Source organism: uncultured Duncaniella sp. (genome assembly GCF_910578445.1).
Lineage (GTDB): Bacteria > Bacteroidota > Bacteroidia > Bacteroidales > Muribaculaceae > Duncaniella.
The window spans coordinates 1-16,658 of the sequence record NZ_CAJTQC010000003.1 but is presented as its reverse complement, the minus strand read 5'-3'; the positions used below and the strand labels follow the sequence as shown (position 1 = coordinate 16,658).

The following is a 16,658-nucleotide window of genomic DNA, read 5'->3' as shown; positions in this document are numbered from 1 at the left end:
CAGTCAACAATCATTTACACAAGACTACTATACGCTCATCATGGGTAAAACTCTTTTTGACAAAATCTGGGACGCGCACGTTGTCAACAACATCGAAGGCGGCCCCTCACAACTCTATATCGACCGCCACTATTGCCACGAAGTGACCAGCCCTCAGGCATTTGAAGGACTGCGCACACGCGGTCTCAAGGTGTTCCGCCCGGAAAAAACGTTCTGCTCTCCCGACCATAATATTCCCACTCTCAATCAGGACAAACCTATCGCCGACCCTGTGTCGCGCAATCAGGTCGAAACCCTTACACGCAATGCAAATGAATTCGGAGTCACACTCTTTGGACTCGGTCATCCGAAAAACGGCATCATCCATGTAATCGGTCCTGAAAACGGTCTGACCCTCCCGGGCTACACAATCGTGTGTGGCGACAGCCATACCTCGACCCACGGAGCTTTCGGTGCAGTGGCATTCGGCATCGGTACGAGCGAGGTGGAAATGGTGCTTGCATCACAGTGCATCCTCCAGCCCAAACCCAAAACCATGCGCATCAATGTCAACGGCAAGCTCCGCCCCGGAGTGACGGCCAAGGACATCGCTCTCTATATAATTGCAAAAATGACCACCGGCGGCGCTACAGGTTATTTCGTAGAGTATGCCGGCGACACAATCAGCAATCTCTCTATGGAGGAACGAATGACTGTCTGCAACCTCTCTATCGAAATGGGAGCGCGCGGCGGCATGATAGCCCCCGACGAGACAACTTTCGCATATGTCGAAGGCCGCGAATTCGCCCCCAAAGGCGAGGAGTGGGAAAAAGCCGTGGCCTACTGGCGCACGCTCCCGTCGGATGCCGATGCGAAATTTGACCGCGAAATCAACTTCGACGCAGCCGACATCGAACCGCGTATCACATTCGGAACAAACCCCGGCATGGGCATCGGCATCAACGACCCCATTCCCGCTCCCGACCCAGAAGACGAAGCAGGTAAAATCTCATATGAAAAGTCACTCGACTATATGGGATTCAAAGTCGGACAAGTGCTTGCCGGTACGCCTGTAGACTATGTATTCCTCGGAAGCTGCACCAACGGACGAATCGAGGATTTCCGCGCATTCGCCAACTTTGTCAAAGGCAAAAAGAAAGCCCCCGGCATCACAGCATGGCTTGTACCCGGCTCATGGAAAGTCGACGCACAAATCCGTGAGGAAGGATTGGACAAGATTCTTGAAGAAGCCGGATTTGAAATCCGTCAGCCGGGTTGCTCTGCCTGCCTCGCCATGAACGAGGACAAAGTCCCTGCCGGAAAACTTGCCGTATCAACATCAAACCGTAACTTCGAAGGCCGCCAAGGCCCCGGGTCACGCACTATTCTTGCCGGACCGCTCGTCGCAGCAGCTTCGGCAGTCACAGGAGTGCTGACCGATCCACGCACTGTCTAAAAAACATCGACCTTCAAGCCAACGAATCATGAAAGAAAAATTCACCACCATAGTTTCAACATGTGTCCCGCTCCCGATGGAAAATGTGGACACCGACCAGATCATACCTGCACGTTTCCTTAAAGCGACATCCCGCGAGGGCTTCGGCGACAATCTCTTCCGCGACTGGCGCTACGACAAGGATGGCAATCCGATAAAGGATTTCGTGCTCAACGACCCGACATACTCGGGTTGCATACTCGTCGCAGGCAAGAATTTCGGCTCAGGCTCAAGCCGCGAACACGCCGCATGGGCCATCCACGACTACGGTTTCCGCGTCGTCGTATCAAGTTTCTTTGCCGACATACACAAAAACAACGAGCTTAACAACTTCGTGCTGCCTGTCGTTGTAAGCGAGCCATTCCTCGCTGAACTTTTCGAATCGATAGCAACAAATCCACGCACAGAAGTCAAAGTCGACCTTCCTTCGCAGACCATCACGAATCTTGCGACAGGAAAAAGCGAAAAATTCGATATCAACGCCTACAAAAAACAATGCCTCTCGGAAGGTCTCGACGACATCGAATATCTCCTTTCAAAAAAAGCAGACATTGAAGCTTGGGAAGCAGCACGCTAATTCCACCCGTTCATAACATTTTACCCACACATAGTCCTCAATTATATATATATCAGTACCCCACGAAACCGGCATGTATGTTGAAATAATGGATACAACTCTCCGCGACGGAGAACAGACTTCAGGAGTGTCGTTCTCGACCTCCGAGAAACTTGCCATCACCCGCCTGCTGCTACAGGAGCTTCATGTGCCCCGTATCGAGATTGCCTCCGCACGTGTTTCGGACGGCGAGCGCGATACGGTGCGCAAAGTCTGCGCTTGGGCAGCCCGCACAGGCTATCTCGACCGCATTGAAGTGCTCGGTTTCCTTGACGGAGGGAAATCTGTCAGATGGATTCAGGAAGTCGGCGGACGGGTCATCAACCTTCTTGCAAAAGGTTCTGAAAAGCATTGCCGCCTTCAACTAAAGCAGAAGCCTGAGGAGCATTTCACCGCGATAGCGACAGAGGTCGCAAGAGCCCGTGAGGCCGGACTTGACGTGAACATATACCTCGAGGACTGGTCAAACGGCATGAAACACTCCCGCGATTATGTTTTCGCACTGATGGAGGCCATCAAAGACCTCCCAATAAAACGTTTCATGCTTCCCGACACTCTTGGCATACTCAATCCGTATGACACACTATCGTACATACATACCATAGTAAAACGTTATCCCGGCCTCCACTTCGACTTCCATGCCCATAACGACTACGATCTGGCGACAGCCAACGTATTTGCGGCAATCAAAGGCGGAGCGAAAGGTGTCCATTGCACAATCAACGGACTCGGTGAACGAGCAGGAAACGCCACTCTTTCGAGCACGGTCGCAGTCATCCACGACCAGCTCGGCGACACAACCGACATCGACGAAAGCAAGATAAACAAGGTGAGCCACATCGTCGAATCATTTTCAGGCATACTCGTGCCACCAAACAAACCGATTATCGGTGACAGTGTGTTCACACAATGTGCAGGAGTCCACGCCGACGGCGACAACAAAAGCCAGCTCTATTTCAATGAACTCCTCCCCGAACGCTTCGGGCGCGAACGTGAATATGCACTCGGGAAAACTTCGGGAAAGGCCAACATCAGGAAAAATCTTGAAGTACTCGGCATCGAACTGTCTGACGACGACATACGCAAGGTAACCGACCGCATCATAAGCCTCGGCGACAAGAAAGAGATTGTCACGCAAAGCGACCTGCCTTTCATCATTGCCGATGTGCTGAAGCATGAAACCCTGCCGTCGAACGTACGTGTCGACAACTATGCCCTGAACCTTTCGCAAGGCCTGAGGCCTACAGCCACGGTCAAGCTCGTGGTCGGAGAAACCGAATTTCAGGAGTCGGCAGTTGGCGACGGTCAGTTTGACGCATTCATGCGTGCTGTCCGAAGCATCTACAGAGGCAAACTACAGCGCTCATTCCCTACGCTGGTCAACTACTCCGTCAATATTCCTCCCGGCGGAAAGACCGACGCACTTGTCCACACCACCATCACATGGGATTTCGAGGGGAATGTCTTCAAGACAAGAGGACTTGACCCCGACCAGACCGAAGCCGCCATTCAGGCAACGGTCAAGATGCTCAACCTGATCGAGACACTGCTCCCTCAGGAACAGGCATCGACAAGACATTCATGAAATACAAAAATCAAAACGATATTATGAATCTGAAAATAGCAGTCCTTCCGGGCGACGGTATAGGTCCGGAAATATCCCGTCAGGGAGTTGATGTAATGACAGCCGTATGTGAAAAATTCGGTCACAATGTCGAATACCGCTATGCCATCTGCGGAGCAGACGCCATCGACAAAGTCGGCGATCCGTTCCCGGAAGATACATTCGAAACCTGCCTTTGGGCTGATGCAGTACTTTTCTCAGCCGTCGGCGATCCGAAATTTGACAATAATCCCAACGCCAAAGTGCGCCCTGAGCAGGGACTGCTGGCCATGCGCAAGAAACTCGGTCTTTTTGCCAATATCCGCCCGGTGGAGACTTTCAAGTGTCTGATTCAAAACTCGCCTCTGCGTCCCGAACTCGTCGAAGGCGCTGACTTTATCTGCATCCGCGAACTGACAGGCGGCATGTATTTCGGAGAGAAATATGAAGACAATGACCGTGCCTATGACACAAACGCCTACAGCCGTCCCGAAATCGAACGCATCCTTCATGTGGCCTACAGCTATGCCCGCCGCCGTCGCAAGCATCTGACCGTTGTCGACAAAGCAAATGTGCTCGCGTCGTCACGTCTATGGCGCAAAATCGCACAGGAAATAGCCCCGCAATATCCCGATGTAACCACCGATTTCATGTATGTCGACAATGCCGCCATGCGCATGATTCAAGAACCTCGCTTCTTCGACGTGATGGTGACAGAAAACACATTCGGCGACATCCTTACCGACGAAGGTTCGGTAATCTCAGGTTCGATGGGTCTCCTTCCCTCCGCCTCGACAGGCGAAAAGACACCGGTGTTCGAACCGATCCACGGTTCATGGCCACAAGCAAAGGGCAAGAACATCGCCAATCCCCTCGCCCAGATTCTTTCGGTAGCAATGCTTTTTGAATATTTCAATCTCAAAGAAGAAGGCGAACTAATCCGCAATGCTGTCAACGCTTCACTCGATGCCAACGTCCGCACTCCGGAAATTCAGGTAGAAGGAGGCGTTACATATGGCACTGACGTAGTAGGACAGTGGATTGTCGACTACATCAAAAACGCATAAGCTCAATAAAGCCGCTTACAAAGAGCGGCAGACACGAATGAGGAGATAAACCTATTATCATAATCAGCATGCAGCCCCGGAGAAGTCACATCTCCGGGGCTGCAATGTATAAGTCGTGTGGTTTTAATAGTGTATAGATTACCAATACCTTAACATGAAACAATCTTACTTTATATTATCTTATTTATCATTCAAATTTCTTAGAATCAATACCTTAATACATTCAGGTCTAAAACAATCTTTCTTACATCTTATCAATCCGTATCTCTACGGGAAACCCATATATTTTTTATCAGTTCAACGATAGTCGGCGAAACGCGTCTGAAGTTTTTTGCGTGCGAAGAAAATGCGGCTTTTGACAGTTCCGAGAGGAAGGTTCATTTTCTCAGCGATTTCATTGTACTTATAGCCCGCTACGTGCATTGAGAAAGGAATGCGGTATTCGTCGGGAAATTCGTTGATTGCATCTGCAATCTCGTTTGCTCCGAATGAGCCTTCGGGAGTCTCGAGACCGGAGTCCTGAGAAAGATTCAGATGATAGAGATCTTCAGTCTGGTCAATTACAGTAGCCGAACGGGCCACGCGACGGTAGTTGTTAATGAAAATGTTGCGCATGATGGTGAAAACCCAACCCTTGAAGTTGGTGTTGTCAACATACTTGTTTTCATTATCAAGGGCCTTCAGGGTAGTGTCCTGCAGCAGGTCGTAAGCATTGTCTCGGTTAGAGGTGAGCATATAGGCAAAGTTAAGAAGATTGCCTTGAAGGCTCATGAGCTTATTTTGAAATTCCTGAGTTCCCATAATCATTGTGTTTAAATGTGTTGAACTTGTTTGTATATCTTAAAGAAGAATATAATAGGGTTTTGTGATGTCTGTTTTTGTTTGACATTTCAAAATTACAACGAAAACAGACGATGTCAAGATTCTTTATGTAAAAATATGTTAATTCAATGACAATTCTATTACAAATTACACATATCATTGACACACAACACATTAAACAACAAAACAAAGATTACAAAAATGTTACAATGCAACATGTATTGCAACATTTTACAACCTGATTTCCTCAGATTCCGCCTTTTTACCCTGAATCACTCCACTTATATCACATTTTTTGAAAAAATATGGCCCTGATTCAAATCGAACCAAGGCCATGTATCAGATATTAGAATGTATCAAACAAGAGCTATTGATTACTCCCACTCGATTGAGTGTTTGAATCGGGAGTGGGCTGATATATCGTGAGTTATCTTCTTGTCTTGTCTCATCGGGGATGAATTACGGGGTTATTTTGAGCTTCGCAGGCGCACTGGAGGACAGCGAGTTAGGCGTGAAATCCCATGCTGATTGCTGAGATTATATTCTCTCACTGCCGTTTCAGTCGTCTTGCGTCTGCAAAGGTACGCATTTTTAGTAGCATTCACTATATCAAAGGGCTGCAAATTTTGGGCTTCCTCTATACCCAGTAAAATGACCTGGGAGTATGATTTCTCCAAGTTTTAATGTGTAAGAATCTGTGTTGACGCACTGTAACCCCCGTCCCCCCTCTATCCCTCCCTCCCTGGGCATGGGTAGCATTCCGATGTGTGTGGCTTTCTCAAAAATTTTCTGAAATTTTCCGTGGACTGTGCCAAGTATTACGGTGTGCCATTTTAATCTTGTCGAGGGCTTCTGTTACACCCACTAAGTGTACCACTTTATTCTTTTAAGTTAAGTTGGCGCAGTCGGGCGAGGAAGCGGTCAATTTCTGATTGGTCGCGTGTATTGCGCGGATAACCGTTTCTCTCAAACCATGGGTTCATCTCGTTGGTGACGATGCAGAGTTTCTCAAACAACCCTCGGAAGGAGTAAACGTAGAGGTCATTCACAAACCAGCCGATATTAAGTCGGTCATGGTCAAGCCAAATTTCAAGGTCGATGGGATAGCGGAAGGTCGATGGTACTTTCAGTTTCTTTTCAGCCTCTACCAATAGAGGATTAACGGCTTTGCGTATGAGGGCTAAATCTTCGCTGCCATCATCGTAGGAGTAACACCGACGAGGATTCTTAGCATCCATCCCCATTAGCCTACGCGAAAGATAGTAACGTACCCGCCATGATGAATAGCCGTCATGGTAATAGGCGGCATCCAGTATCGCATATCTTTCCGAAATAGTTGAGAAGGCGCGGTAGTCCTGCCTCTGCGCAAACCAACGATATGCGCTTATGTTCTCGAAAAGGAACCAGTCGATGTATCGAAATAGTTTGACATAATGCCGTGGCGGATTCGGATTTTCTTCAAATCGCCACTCCGATATGCTGAACTTTTCGGTTATATGCGAGATTAGCCATTGAGGAAGGTTGAAAACCAATACCGCGTTTCTCTCGTTGTCTATTGCGTATATATAATGTGCGTGGCTTAGCCAGTTTGCCACTTCAATCTCCTTGGTCGATTCGGCTTCAACGGATAGCGTAAGCCAATTATGAATATGCTCCATATTATATAATGTGTGGTTTGGATAAGTTAATTGGGCTGCGCTGAGGAGGACACGCAACCCAATCTCCGTCGTTTGTGGTGAGCGCGGATTATTTCTCTATTATAGCGAAGTGTTCACCCAACTGAGGGCAAGCCTTGAGCATAACTTCAAAGAAGCGCACTACTGCTTCATTTGTGGTGGGATTGGTCGAGATACCCGCTTCTTGGAACCAGTTGATGAAGAAGGTCTGAAAACGGTTCTTCTCTGCGAATGTCGGGCCACGGTCGCCAACCTCTGCCCATTGGGGTGTTTCCCAGCCAGTGCCGAAATACAGACTGTTTACGACACCAGTTTTGTGGTCTATCGAAATATGGAATCGGAGGGCGAACCAGTCGTTATCTGACTGACCGAGGCAATCAATGATGCAATCCTTAAGGATTTCCAAACCCTCGTTATTCTGAGGATTGCGGATTATTACTAACTTCATTGGCGTGTAATTTGGAGGAATTTGGAATGTGGTAAATATCAAATGTTGTCCGAGGTGAGGAATGTGTTCGCGTAGGTAGAGGAAAGTCTTCACAATTTCATCTCCGAAAAATGGATTTAATCTGACAGCGTTTTGCTCGGAGTATCGGTATAGCCTTCCATTGAGACCTATGGCGCGGCTAAAAGTCATTCGCTGTCCAAGTCTCTTTGCTTCATCCTTATCCATCTGCCAACCAGTGCGCAATTCGGACACTTGGTTGAGGCTGTCGAGTTTTAGAGTGACATGAACGTGGATAGGACTGAGAATGCTTGTCTCGGCTTCGAGGAAGCGGGCTATTGCTTCCTCAACTAATTCCTTCTTGTCGGGCGGTATGCGCACAGAGCAAGCGCACTTATATAATTCCATAAGCGTGAAATATTGGTGATTAGAATGTTAGACGATTGCCAAAGATGGTGATATTGGCTGAGTTGAGGTGTGCGCGGTCGATAGGAGGCTCAATGCCTTCTAACAGACAGCGACGGCAAATCATAAGAATCTTGCCTATGTTGTTCTGACCTACGAAAGTTCCTATATTACGGACAGCATTGGTCTCGATGTTGATTTTTAGGTCGAGGGCTTTCTTAGTGAGGTTAGAACCGCTCCACCGCTTAATGCGGTCAGTGAGTTTCTTTCGATGTGTTATAAGCTCGGGATTCTTACACCCCCAAACGGTAGCCGTACCGCCAGTGTCGAGAGTAGTTTCCTCTACCAATATCACTCCTTCGGGGAGGGAGAGCAGCTTGGCTCGGAAATCGGCATTACCAAGGCACTTCTGCCATACGACAAACAACATCCACTGCAAGCGGAATGTCGGAAAGTCCTCGCGGACTTGTTTCTTATACTTCGCCTTAATGAAACGCTTGGCTGCGTAACCGCTTGTTTGTGAGCGAAGTTCATTCTGAATATCTTCGTCCGCAAACTCACCACAAAGGTAAAGTTGCTCAGACGACGGCCAGCGTACACCACCAAACTCAAACGGATATCCCCCTGCCATGTTGGAAAGTCTCATCTCGATGCCCTCGACAATATCAGTAACTCTCTTGAAACACCATACGGGCAGTTCAGACGCAACAAGTCGCTCCTCACGCCCAAGGGACGCAACGAGTTCAGCCACGGAAGATGAAGTTGAAAGAAAAGTTGGATTGCTCATAACAATTTATTTTATAGTTACTTACTATCGTGTCTGGATTTCTCCGACCACCGTGGCCAGTTATGCATGGCTCGGTTGGTGCAGCCCCGAAGGGCTGACTCTTGACACTACGGGAGTTTCCCGCTTCAGACTACAAAGTTATAACATCGACATACCCCTTGTCAAGTTTTGAGTGTTAAAAATTGATAAGTTGATAGTAGCAATCAATGATAGGTGTTGTAATAAAGAAGAGGAGACCGAAGCCTCCTCTTATTATTGTTCAATATGTATCTTCCGTTTTAGAGTATTCAAATATTCAAGCTGACTGTCATCTCCATTTAATCGAGCTAACAGCTCTTTTCCTCGGTGTGTGCGATATAACTGTCTTAGATAGAAACCGAAAAAGACATCAGCATTCCCCGCATCTAACGAATTTGTGGACATATACATACCAAGTTCCTCAAAGAAACGAAGAAATAGCTCAAGCTGATAAAGCGATGGTTCTTGCCCTGAGGGTTCTTTGTCGCGTAAATATTTCACGACATATTGAATGTCATTATTCTCCTGATATCGTCTGTTAAGTTGTGAAAACAATTTATGCTCATCCGTTTTATTATGAGATTTGTATTCTACGTAAGCAACGATGAGTGCGATAAGAGCAAATATTGACATCGCTACATTTGCCCAGGTTTGAATAACAGATTCCATTATTTTAGCTCGTCAAGTTTGCGGTAGAACATAAAGCACTTAGTTCCGCTTGTCGTTTCAAATGTGGTCAATACCTCCATTGACTTGGTAAAACCAACTGAATGCTCTTTAATTATATCGGTAACTTCCTCAACTGTCACATTGTCTTTAGCTTCCTCTGAGGTGCGGATAATGGTCTGACTCTCGGTTGTTACATTACCACTTATATACTGACTGACCTGTCGTTGGCTTTTTACTTGGGCAACACGATTCATCGCAGTTTCATTTCCGCTATTTTTAACGGAAACGACAGAAAGTAGATATGTATTACCATAATCCGACACTATCTTCACGCCTTCAAACGGAGCATTACGATACATCCGCACGAGAAAGTTCTCCAGTGCAGTACGTTCTTGATTGTAGGACTGTGCAATTACAGTATTGGTTGTTATAGACAATACGAGAACTAAGATAAACGCTTTAATATTAGTCATAACTGTCATGCTTTATCCCTCCATAATATTCAGTAGGCTCAGCATGGAAATTTGTGCCGAAGCCCTTGACCTTCCAAAATATTGGTGGGCGTTCCTCTCCGTTAAGTGGGGCTACGGATATGTTTGTAACTTTAGAAATTTCTTCCATCGAATATCCGATTATGTCGACAAATGTATAATTCTCAAATCTGAATTCTACTCTGTTAGATTTCTCATATTCGATTATTGGATAGCATAAACCATTGATGTTGCTTTCTTGAAGTGTTGATATATTTTCAACTATTTCTTCAATATTATCGCCTTGTTTCCACGCTAAAATGCTATAATAATAATTACGTTCTGGCCCATTATGGTGTACTAATTCTACAAATGGATAGTATTTGTTTATACCGTCAGAGATATAAAAATTGAACATTTGAGTGACAAAAGAAGGGTCGATGACGGTTAAATATGCGTTTTCTTCATCTAATTCAGCTTTTTTATCAGCATTGGCTGCACTTAGAATCGCTTTCATTGTCCTTTTCGCATAGTCAATTGCTTCATAAGCATTCTTATTAAAAGATGCTGTTACTTTAACATTGATTGACGCTCCTTCCACAATATTATCAGGCATCATGCTACGGCTACCCGCATTTTTGAATCGAAATGGGGCAGGCTCAGAGACCTTAATTGTATAATCGTAGCAATTCTTAAACATTTCAGCCACCTCCAACTTTAGATGCTCAATAGCCATCATCATATTTTTTAATTTCGCCTTTTCTATTTTCACATTCATGACGAATTGAGCGCCAGCAAGTTCCGCACTCCCCCCTTTAGATTGTACAAATGAGGCGAGTTTGCCGAGAGAAACAATTGCTTCAAGTGTCACTCTACAAGTATTATCATTTACGCTCTCATTCAAAATTTTGTATGACCGAATATTGCCAGATGAAACGGTCGCTATTTCATCCTTTACAATTTCATCATTTATAAAGGAGGTATTAGATGAAACGAATGTTCCATAGTTTTGCTCTATAGCACTGAGAAGCGCATTCTTCACGGCTTCATCTGTAGTTACACCTTCTCCGAAGACTACCATTTGGATTTCATCGGGAGCCAAGGTCTCGAACTGTTCTTTTTTCTCTTTTTTGTTTTTCTTAGGTGCAGCGTTGATTGGCTGCACAGCTACGACTGCCACTAAGATGACAAGAAGACGGATGATAAATCTTACCATATATTTATTCTGTTGAAGTTAATGACTTTAGGTTGATTCTTTGCTCTCTCGACGGCGATATCACGGTAAGCTCGAATGAGTACACGGTGGGTTGCAGCGTTTTGTGCGTCACGAGCCATTCCACGTTCATGGGCTTGCCGTTCCTGCTGCATCCTTTGTTCCCATTGTCTTTTTTCTCGTTCAATACCATCTTTGTATTCTTGGAGATGCTGTTCCCATTCTCTTTCATCTATCTTTTTCATTTGCTCCGTGATACACTCTGCCAATTTAGAGGCTTGTGGTTGGACAGACGCATTGAAATTGATTTGGGATAGGTATTCAGTTGCTATTGAAGCTCCTTCTTTTGTGGGATTTGCTGCCCATGCTGATTTTGCAGCATTGAAATAGTAGTTCCCATCAGCCTCAATCATTTTGAAGTAGTAATCCTCAATCAGCTTTCCACACTGAGAGTAAATGGAGGCATTGACATTTGGTATGGATGTTAGTATATCCAGTGCGCCTCTATAATTTTCACTTGCCGCCAACTGTTTTGCCAATGCAATTAGTTCTGAGCTATGTACAGTGTAATAATTGAGAATAGACTGTTTCCCTTTTGCCATAAAATCAGCATATTGCTGTGACCGAGGTTTAATTTGCTTTATCGCGTTAATAAATGACTTGTTGACATTCGTCCCGATACCAGTAAGCTCGAATGAATAGGAATCAAACGCTTTGTCGCACTCTACGTCCCCTATGAACAGAGTTACCTCGATTGCTTGCGAGACTTTTTGAGGAGGCCCGACAATAATGTCTTTATTCAAGATATTAACACGAGCTGCCAGAACAAAGCGGGTTACATAATCATTGTCTGCAAACCCATTAGCTGTTATAATTTCTTGTAACTTATTGTATAGTAGCTTTTCAGACTCTACAGTCAGAGTGTTGTCATTTTGTACAACGGCACTGATACAGATATGGTCTAAGTCATCTGTCTGCATTGAATATGCAATTCCACATATCAAGAGCGACATAATAGTGGCGATAATCTTTCCCATGGTAAATTTCATTTTTCTCCTAATACTAATATCGCTTCACCTAATCCGCGTGTCATTATCTTAGATTGTATATTGAAAGGAGCCTTGGATAAGAATTTCTGTAATCCTCTTGCAAAGCCTCTCGCATCCATATCCATGCCATTTTTATCCTTAAGAGGGATTCGCACTTGCTCAAACTGCGCAAAATTCTCAGAAGCGTCTGATAGATTGAATGAGCTATTGACAGTATTCTCTGAAAGCCATTTTTGGATGTGATAGAGTAGTTCATCTCCATTATATTCAGTTTCAAGGTCATTATCCCAATTATCCCATGTTCTTACAGTCAAAATCGTTTCTCGACCATTTTTCTTAATATTAGCAAAGTAAGAGTCAAGTTGTTTGTCAAATGGCTTTATGTTTTTTTCAACAGCGTGTTGAAGGTGAATTGGTACGGATTCAAAAGAACCAGTATCAGTTCCCGTAGCTGTTGCAATTCGCTTGCTTGTATATGCGTCAAAGGCTTCGAGTGTAAATGTCACGGACATTCCACTTGCTTCTCGATTCAGAACCCAACCTATCTGAAGGATAATGTCTGCTTTTGTTCTCCGTTTTAACATATCAAGTGGAGATTCGGTTAATTCTGCACCACTTGATTTGCTTTTAGTTACATTATCTTCCTGTTGACGAGCTGCTATATTTTTCAGCTCTTGTTCAGCATCTTTTAGGCTATAGCCAAGTTTCGTCAGCAACTCACCAATTTTGCTTATTACTGGTTGCAGCTCAATATCCTCTTGAAATGCTTGAGGGTAATTAGGTATTCTTACTAACTCACCTTGATTTTCAAAGGTAGTAGTAAAATAACGCTGTGTACACCAGTTGTCACTGGGCAACAACATGAGCGTTGGTTTCTTCTGTGCATACGCCGCCATGCTTACAGTAAGAATTAAAAAGAACAATATTAGCTTCTTCATTCTTATCTTTGTTACCCTTGGCAGCTCTATCGGGCGGTTGGTGGTGATTGGTTAGTTAAGAAGACACAATAAAAAGAGTGAGCCGCCTTAGCGTTTATCTCACTAACGCGCTCACCACAAGCGGAAGAAATAAGATGTTACGATTACGGCAGCTCACCCAGTCTGCCGTATATATCGTGAATGATGTATATGCGCGACTGAGGGAACAGCGTCTTTCGCTTCATCTCTGATTTCTTACTATACGAGGTGGTGATTCGTTAGTCAGAGAAAGCTAAAACACTTTCCTATTATGTCTTGTCAAAGGCTGTTAAGCCATCAACGCCACAAATTTACTAAATTTTTCTGAGAGGGCAAGCAACACTTGGTATATTTCATCAAAAATTGTTACCTTTGCCGTAGAAATAATTGATAATGCCAACGAAATCTCGCATAAACTACAATCCATCTCTTAGCGTTGAGGATAACGCCAAGCGATGCGGTGTGACCGAGGCGGCAATACGCAAATATATCAATGAGCATGGTATTGACCGCCGCTATGATGAGCAAGTAAAGCGATATAATGCCGTGAAGGTCTATATCCAATCCCATAAGGACGCAAAGCCTTCCGAGGTTGCCAGTGCTCTTGGTATGTCGCTTAATACGGTTAAGAAGTACATGGCAATGGAGAGTGCGCCAGTAAAGCCTAACACAGATAAAGTTTCCAAGGTCAACCTTTCCAAATTGTCAGCTCCTATAAAGACGGTAGATAAAGACCAAACGGCTATATTATCGGGGATTTTGAGGCTCTATTGTGATAATGCTCCCACTTTTGACTGCGATTTAACTACATCCGTGGGCGGTTTTTATAAGTTTGGCATCCCTCGCCCCGCACATCTATTCGACAAGTATCCAGTTGATGAAACTGTAAAGCCATTGGAGGTAGCAGAGTTGTTTCCAGATAACTCATTCAACAGTATCATAATTGACTTGCCATTTATAGTCGATGAGTATGCAGAATCGAAAACAATTCAGAGCATGATGCTCAAAAGATTCTCATATTTTGGCAGCAATGAAGAGTTATATAGCACTAACACGCAGATGATTTCACTTGCTTATCGTCTATTGAAATCTAACGGGGTGTTAGTGATGAAAACGCAAGATTATTGGTATAAGGGAAAGCAAGAGTGGGTAGCCTTATATGTCATTGAACAAGCTCGACAACTCGGCTTTAAGTTACTTGACCAGTTCCTTTTGATTGCTACAACTAAATTACTCAAACAATCGTATAGGCAGCGTTGCGCCCGAAAGATGCACTCCTATTTCCTTGTATTCCGTAAGCATTAAAAGACCATTACCATGCCTCTAAATCTCGATACATACCCCTATCCTCAGCTCCGCTATACGGTGAGATTAGAATATCTCCATCCAGTATATTACAAGGTGGAGTTTGTGTATATCTACATGACGGATGAGGAGTTTGAGAAATCGTATCGAGATATCATAGAAAAGCGTAAAACGGAGATATGTGAAGAGTTGAGAAATAATGAGGGATGGGAATATGAAATATCTGAATGGGGTGTGAACTACACTGAGAACAGCTTCTATGAGAATGAAATACTGTCGGATAATGTCATCAGTCTCTTGAAGACTGGTGAGATTACATATCCAGCCCATCGGAACGCCGAGGAGCGAGAATTGGCTTTGGCATATCTGAACGAGATTAGACCTCTATACACCAAGGAGCAGGTTGCCAAGGCTATATTAGCCGTTATTACAACCAAGCCAAAGGTCGAGATAGTTAACCGTATTTTGAAAGTTTGGGGAGTATCGCTCAATCGGAATACATATATTGAGATGCAGTTGAAGATGATAGTCAATTCAAATGAAATGGATTTGGCTCTCGGCAATCTTCTGAAGACTAACAGTAGAGATAATCTACATCTACTCAAAGTCAGCCTTAAACATCTCTCCGAAGAATGGAATCTCATGCGGGATGAAGATGCACACAGACGTACCATAATAGTGTATCGGTTTTTATCTGAGAGTCCATTGATAAAGCGGAGCAACGTTAGCCTTAAAAAAGGACTGGAAACACTTTCATCATACCTTAAACTGCCCTTCTCCAATTATACAAAGGAAGTTCAACTGAGCGAACCTAAAAAAGACAAGAAAGGTGAATATATCACACACGAAGACCCGATGATATTCCGAAAAGGTCGAATCTATTCTCAGATTAACTCCAAATGGGCTACTTTTAAGGCTCAATATCTCAAATAGCAGTTACCTCGCAGTTACCACTTTCATTTTTATTTTCCTGAGGCTGGGATGATTCCGTCCCCGCTCGATAATTCTATTGGGTTGTCAATCAGATTATTGCCAATTTTGCATCGTCAACGATGACATGAACAGTTCATGTTTTGGTAGTGACGTAAACAAAATGAGTATCTCAAACAAAAACACAGTCTATCCCATCTCAGAGTTCTTCACTGATGAAGTAATCAATGTAAAACTCGCCTATGTTCTCAATTCCTATATTGAGGAGATGCAACAAATTCTTCGTACCTTGGAAATGCTACACCGCTTCCCCTCTATGTCTGTAAAGGCGAGGGTAGCCTTACTCGAAAATACGGTGTCACCCAACCTCTCTGAAATATCAGATAATGATATCTGTCTGTTAATTGAGGAATTGAAATGCTCACTCCCAATTTATGAAGTTCTTTGTGGCTGCCTTCTTGAGTGGGAAAAAGAAAACCTTCACCCACTCGCTTATAGCGGGACAGATGACTTTGGCTTCCACTGGATAAAAGTGGATGGAGGGTTTCAACTGGTACCTAAGTCCCAGCCAATGCTGCAACAATTTCAGTTAGAGTTCGCCCCTGCTATAGAGTTGGAATATTTTACTCCAGAGGCACTCGATTTTATCAATTCTCTCATAAATTAATCTATTGAGTGTATCCAGTCCTTCAAATCTGACTTAGAATGAAAAAGATAAGTTTTTTTACCATTGACTACCAAGGCTGTAAAATCAGAGGTCAACGGTTCACAAGACCGCCCACCAGTTAATAACTCGGCAACTCCTACTCCAAGGGCTTTGGCAATATTCTCCAGTGTGGAGAGTTGAGGGTTTCCATTGAGCGTACGGCTTAGGGATTCGGGTTTTATCCCCATCTTTTCAGCCAGCCCTTTGAGGGAGATGCTTCGCTCGGCGCAGAGTTCTTTGACGTGGGTTGATAGTGTTTTTTCCATATTCATCGGTTCTTTACCGCAAAGGTAGCTAAATTAACGCGAAATATCAATTGTCTCAGCATAAATTAACTTTAGTTGGCTGAAGAAATTTGGAATCGCTTAACTTATGATGTAATTTTGCAGTGTAATTCTTAACCGATAATATCAAGAAAATGGCTGAATACATTCTTCAAATCCTCCG

17 protein-coding genes and 1 riboswitch are annotated in these 16,658 nt (G+C 44.4%); of the genes, 7 read left to right on the top strand and 10 right to left on the bottom strand.

What is annotated here, in order from left to right; all coding sequences use genetic code 11:
* Positions 1–40: 40 nt before the first annotated feature.
* From leuC to leuB, 4 genes are all read left to right on the top strand, one after another.
* Positions 41–1,435 carry a 3-isopropylmalate dehydratase large subunit gene (leuC, locus tag QZ311_RS02530; RefSeq protein WP_297063560.1) on the top strand — a complete coding sequence of 465 codons (1,395 nt, stop codon included), beginning with the start codon at positions 41–43 and terminating at the stop codon, positions 1,433–1,435.
* 28 nt (positions 1,436–1,463) lie between these two features.
* The gene (gene leuD, locus QZ311_RS02525) at positions 1,464–2,051 is read left to right on the top strand and encodes a 3-isopropylmalate dehydratase small subunit (protein ID WP_297063558.1); all 588 of its coding nucleotides are present in this window, start codon (positions 1,464–1,466) and stop codon (positions 2,049–2,051) included.
* An 88-nt stretch (positions 2,052–2,139) separates the two neighbouring features.
* Positions 2,140–3,675, top strand: coding sequence for an alpha-isopropylmalate synthase regulatory domain-containing protein (locus QZ311_RS02520; protein WP_297063556.1), 1,536 nt, complete (start codon positions 2,140–2,142; stop codon positions 3,673–3,675).
* Between the two features lie 23 nt (positions 3,676–3,698).
* Positions 3,699–4,760 carry a 3-isopropylmalate dehydrogenase gene (gene leuB, locus QZ311_RS02515; protein WP_297063554.1) on the top strand — a complete coding sequence of 354 codons (1,062 nt, stop codon included), beginning with the start codon at positions 3,699–3,701 and terminating at the stop codon, positions 4,758–4,760.
* Positions 4,761–5,057: 297 nt separating this feature from the next.
* Here the strand turns inward: leuB and QZ311_RS02510 are convergent, their stop codons facing one another.
* The 9 genes from QZ311_RS02510 to QZ311_RS02470 all read right to left on the bottom strand — a co-directional run bounded on the left by QZ311_RS02510 (position 5,058) and on the right by QZ311_RS02470 (position 13,252).
* On the bottom strand, positions 5,058–5,561 hold the full coding sequence (locus tag QZ311_RS02510) for an RNA polymerase sigma factor (protein ID WP_297063552.1): 504 nt from the start codon (positions 5,559–5,561) through the stop codon (positions 5,058–5,060).
* A gap of 899 nt (positions 5,562–6,460) precedes the next feature.
* Positions 6,461–7,240: a hypothetical protein gene (locus QZ311_RS02505; RefSeq protein WP_297063550.1), complete on the bottom strand. Its 780-nt coding sequence runs from the start codon at positions 7,238–7,240 to the stop codon at positions 6,461–6,463.
* An 88-nt stretch (positions 7,241–7,328) separates the two neighbouring features.
* Positions 7,329–8,111: a hypothetical protein gene (locus QZ311_RS02500; RefSeq protein WP_297063548.1), complete on the bottom strand. Its 783-nt coding sequence runs from the start codon at positions 8,109–8,111 to the stop codon at positions 7,329–7,331.
* A gap of 19 nt (positions 8,112–8,130) precedes the next feature.
* A complete protein-coding gene (locus QZ311_RS02495; RefSeq protein WP_297063546.1) occupies positions 8,131–8,895 on the bottom strand; it encodes an NADAR family protein in 765 nt (254 codons plus the stop codon).
* Positions 8,892–9,008, bottom strand: a riboswitch (SAM-I-IV-variant riboswitch). (Overlaps the previous gene by 4 nt.)
* Positions 9,009–9,147: 139 nt before the next feature.
* Positions 9,148–9,582, bottom strand: a complete 435-nt coding sequence (locus QZ311_RS02490; RefSeq protein ID WP_297063543.1) for a hypothetical protein — start codon at positions 9,580–9,582, stop codon at positions 9,148–9,150.
* Positions 9,582–10,055: a hypothetical protein gene (locus tag QZ311_RS02485; RefSeq protein ID WP_297063541.1), complete on the bottom strand. Its 474-nt coding sequence runs from the start codon at positions 10,053–10,055 to the stop codon at positions 9,582–9,584. Before QZ311_RS02485 ends, QZ311_RS02490 begins: the two co-directional genes overlap by 1 nt.
* Positions 10,048–11,268: a hypothetical protein gene (locus QZ311_RS02480; RefSeq protein ID WP_297063539.1), complete on the bottom strand. Its 1,221-nt coding sequence runs from the start codon at positions 11,266–11,268 to the stop codon at positions 10,048–10,050. Before QZ311_RS02480 ends, QZ311_RS02485 begins: the two co-directional genes overlap by 8 nt.
* Positions 11,262–12,302, bottom strand: coding sequence for a hypothetical protein (locus QZ311_RS02475; RefSeq protein WP_297063537.1), 1,041 nt, complete (start codon positions 12,300–12,302; stop codon positions 11,262–11,264). Before QZ311_RS02475 ends, QZ311_RS02480 begins: the two co-directional genes overlap by 7 nt.
* 8 nt (positions 12,303–12,310) lie before the next feature.
* Positions 12,311–13,252 (bottom strand): DUF6175 family protein, encoded by a 942-nt coding sequence (locus QZ311_RS02470; protein ID WP_297063535.1) that lies wholly within the window; start codon positions 13,250–13,252, stop codon positions 12,311–12,313.
* Positions 13,253–13,663: 411 nt separating this feature from the next.
* On the opposite strand from QZ311_RS02470, the gene QZ311_RS02465 reads away from it, so the two are divergent.
* From QZ311_RS02465 to QZ311_RS02455, 3 genes are all read left to right on the top strand, one after another.
* A complete protein-coding gene (locus QZ311_RS02465; RefSeq protein WP_297063533.1) occupies positions 13,664–14,575 on the top strand; it encodes a hypothetical protein in 912 nt (303 codons plus the stop codon).
* 12 nt (positions 14,576–14,587) lie between these two features.
* Complete coding sequence (locus QZ311_RS02460) at positions 14,588–15,508, top strand: hypothetical protein (protein ID WP_297063531.1); 921 nt, start codon at positions 14,588–14,590, stop codon at positions 15,506–15,508.
* Positions 15,509–15,668: 160 nt separating this feature from the next.
* Positions 15,669–16,172, top strand: coding sequence for a hypothetical protein (locus tag QZ311_RS02455; protein WP_297063530.1), 504 nt, complete (start codon positions 15,669–15,671; stop codon positions 16,170–16,172).
* Here QZ311_RS02455 and QZ311_RS02450 read toward each other — a convergent pair.
* Entirely contained in the window at positions 16,169–16,477 is a 309-nt protein-coding gene (locus QZ311_RS02450; protein ID WP_297063528.1) for a helix-turn-helix transcriptional regulator, read from the bottom strand. The genes QZ311_RS02455 and QZ311_RS02450 overlap by 4 nt on opposite strands.
* Between the last annotated feature and the right edge of the window lie 181 nt (positions 16,478–16,658).

What these genes read in the sequence shown, in the direction of transcription:
- QZ311_RS02520 (WP_297063556.1), top strand. Translation starts at nt 2,140, where the DNA reads ATGGATACAACTCTCCGCGACGGAGAACAGACTTCAGGAGTGTCGTTC.
- leuC (WP_297063560.1), top strand. Translation starts at nt 41, where the DNA reads ATGGGTAAAACTCTTTTTGACAAAATCTGGGACGCGCACGTTGTCAAC.
- QZ311_RS02495 (WP_297063546.1), bottom strand. Translation starts at nt 8,895, where the DNA reads ATGAGCAATCCAACTTTTCTTTCAACTTCATCTTCCGTGGCTGAACTC.
- leuD (WP_297063558.1), top strand. Translation starts at nt 1,464, where the DNA reads ATGAAAGAAAAATTCACCACCATAGTTTCAACATGTGTCCCGCTCCCG.
- QZ311_RS02480 (WP_297063539.1), bottom strand. Translation starts at nt 11,268, where the DNA reads ATGGTAAGATTTATCATCCGTCTTCTTGTCATCTTAGTGGCAGTCGTA.
- QZ311_RS02500 (WP_297063548.1), bottom strand. Translation starts at nt 8,111, where the DNA reads ATGGAATTATATAAGTGCGCTTGCTCTGTGCGCATACCGCCCGACAAG.
- QZ311_RS02465 (WP_297063533.1), top strand. Translation starts at nt 13,664, where the DNA reads ATGCCAACGAAATCTCGCATAAACTACAATCCATCTCTTAGCGTTGAG.
- QZ311_RS02475 (WP_297063537.1), bottom strand. Translation starts at nt 12,302, where the DNA reads ATGGGAAAGATTATCGCCACTATTATGTCGCTCTTGATATGTGGAATT.
- QZ311_RS02490 (WP_297063543.1), bottom strand. Translation starts at nt 9,582, where the DNA reads ATGGAATCTGTTATTCAAACCTGGGCAAATGTAGCGATGTCAATATTT.
- QZ311_RS02450 (WP_297063528.1), bottom strand. Translation starts at nt 16,477, where the DNA reads ATGGAAAAAACACTATCAACCCACGTCAAAGAACTCTGCGCCGAGCGA.
- leuB (WP_297063554.1), top strand. Translation starts at nt 3,699, where the DNA reads ATGAATCTGAAAATAGCAGTCCTTCCGGGCGACGGTATAGGTCCGGAA.
- QZ311_RS02460 (WP_297063531.1), top strand. Translation starts at nt 14,588, where the DNA reads ATGCCTCTAAATCTCGATACATACCCCTATCCTCAGCTCCGCTATACG.
- QZ311_RS02485 (WP_297063541.1), bottom strand. Translation starts at nt 10,055, where the DNA reads ATGACTAATATTAAAGCGTTTATCTTAGTTCTCGTATTGTCTATAACA.
- QZ311_RS02455 (WP_297063530.1), top strand. Translation starts at nt 15,669, where the DNA reads ATGAGTATCTCAAACAAAAACACAGTCTATCCCATCTCAGAGTTCTTC.
- QZ311_RS02470 (WP_297063535.1), bottom strand. Translation starts at nt 13,252, where the DNA reads ATGAAGAAGCTAATATTGTTCTTTTTAATTCTTACTGTAAGCATGGCG.
- QZ311_RS02505 (WP_297063550.1), bottom strand. Translation starts at nt 7,240, where the DNA reads ATGGAGCATATTCATAATTGGCTTACGCTATCCGTTGAAGCCGAATCG.
- QZ311_RS02510 (WP_297063552.1), bottom strand. Translation starts at nt 5,561, where the DNA reads ATGGGAACTCAGGAATTTCAAAATAAGCTCATGAGCCTTCAAGGCAAT.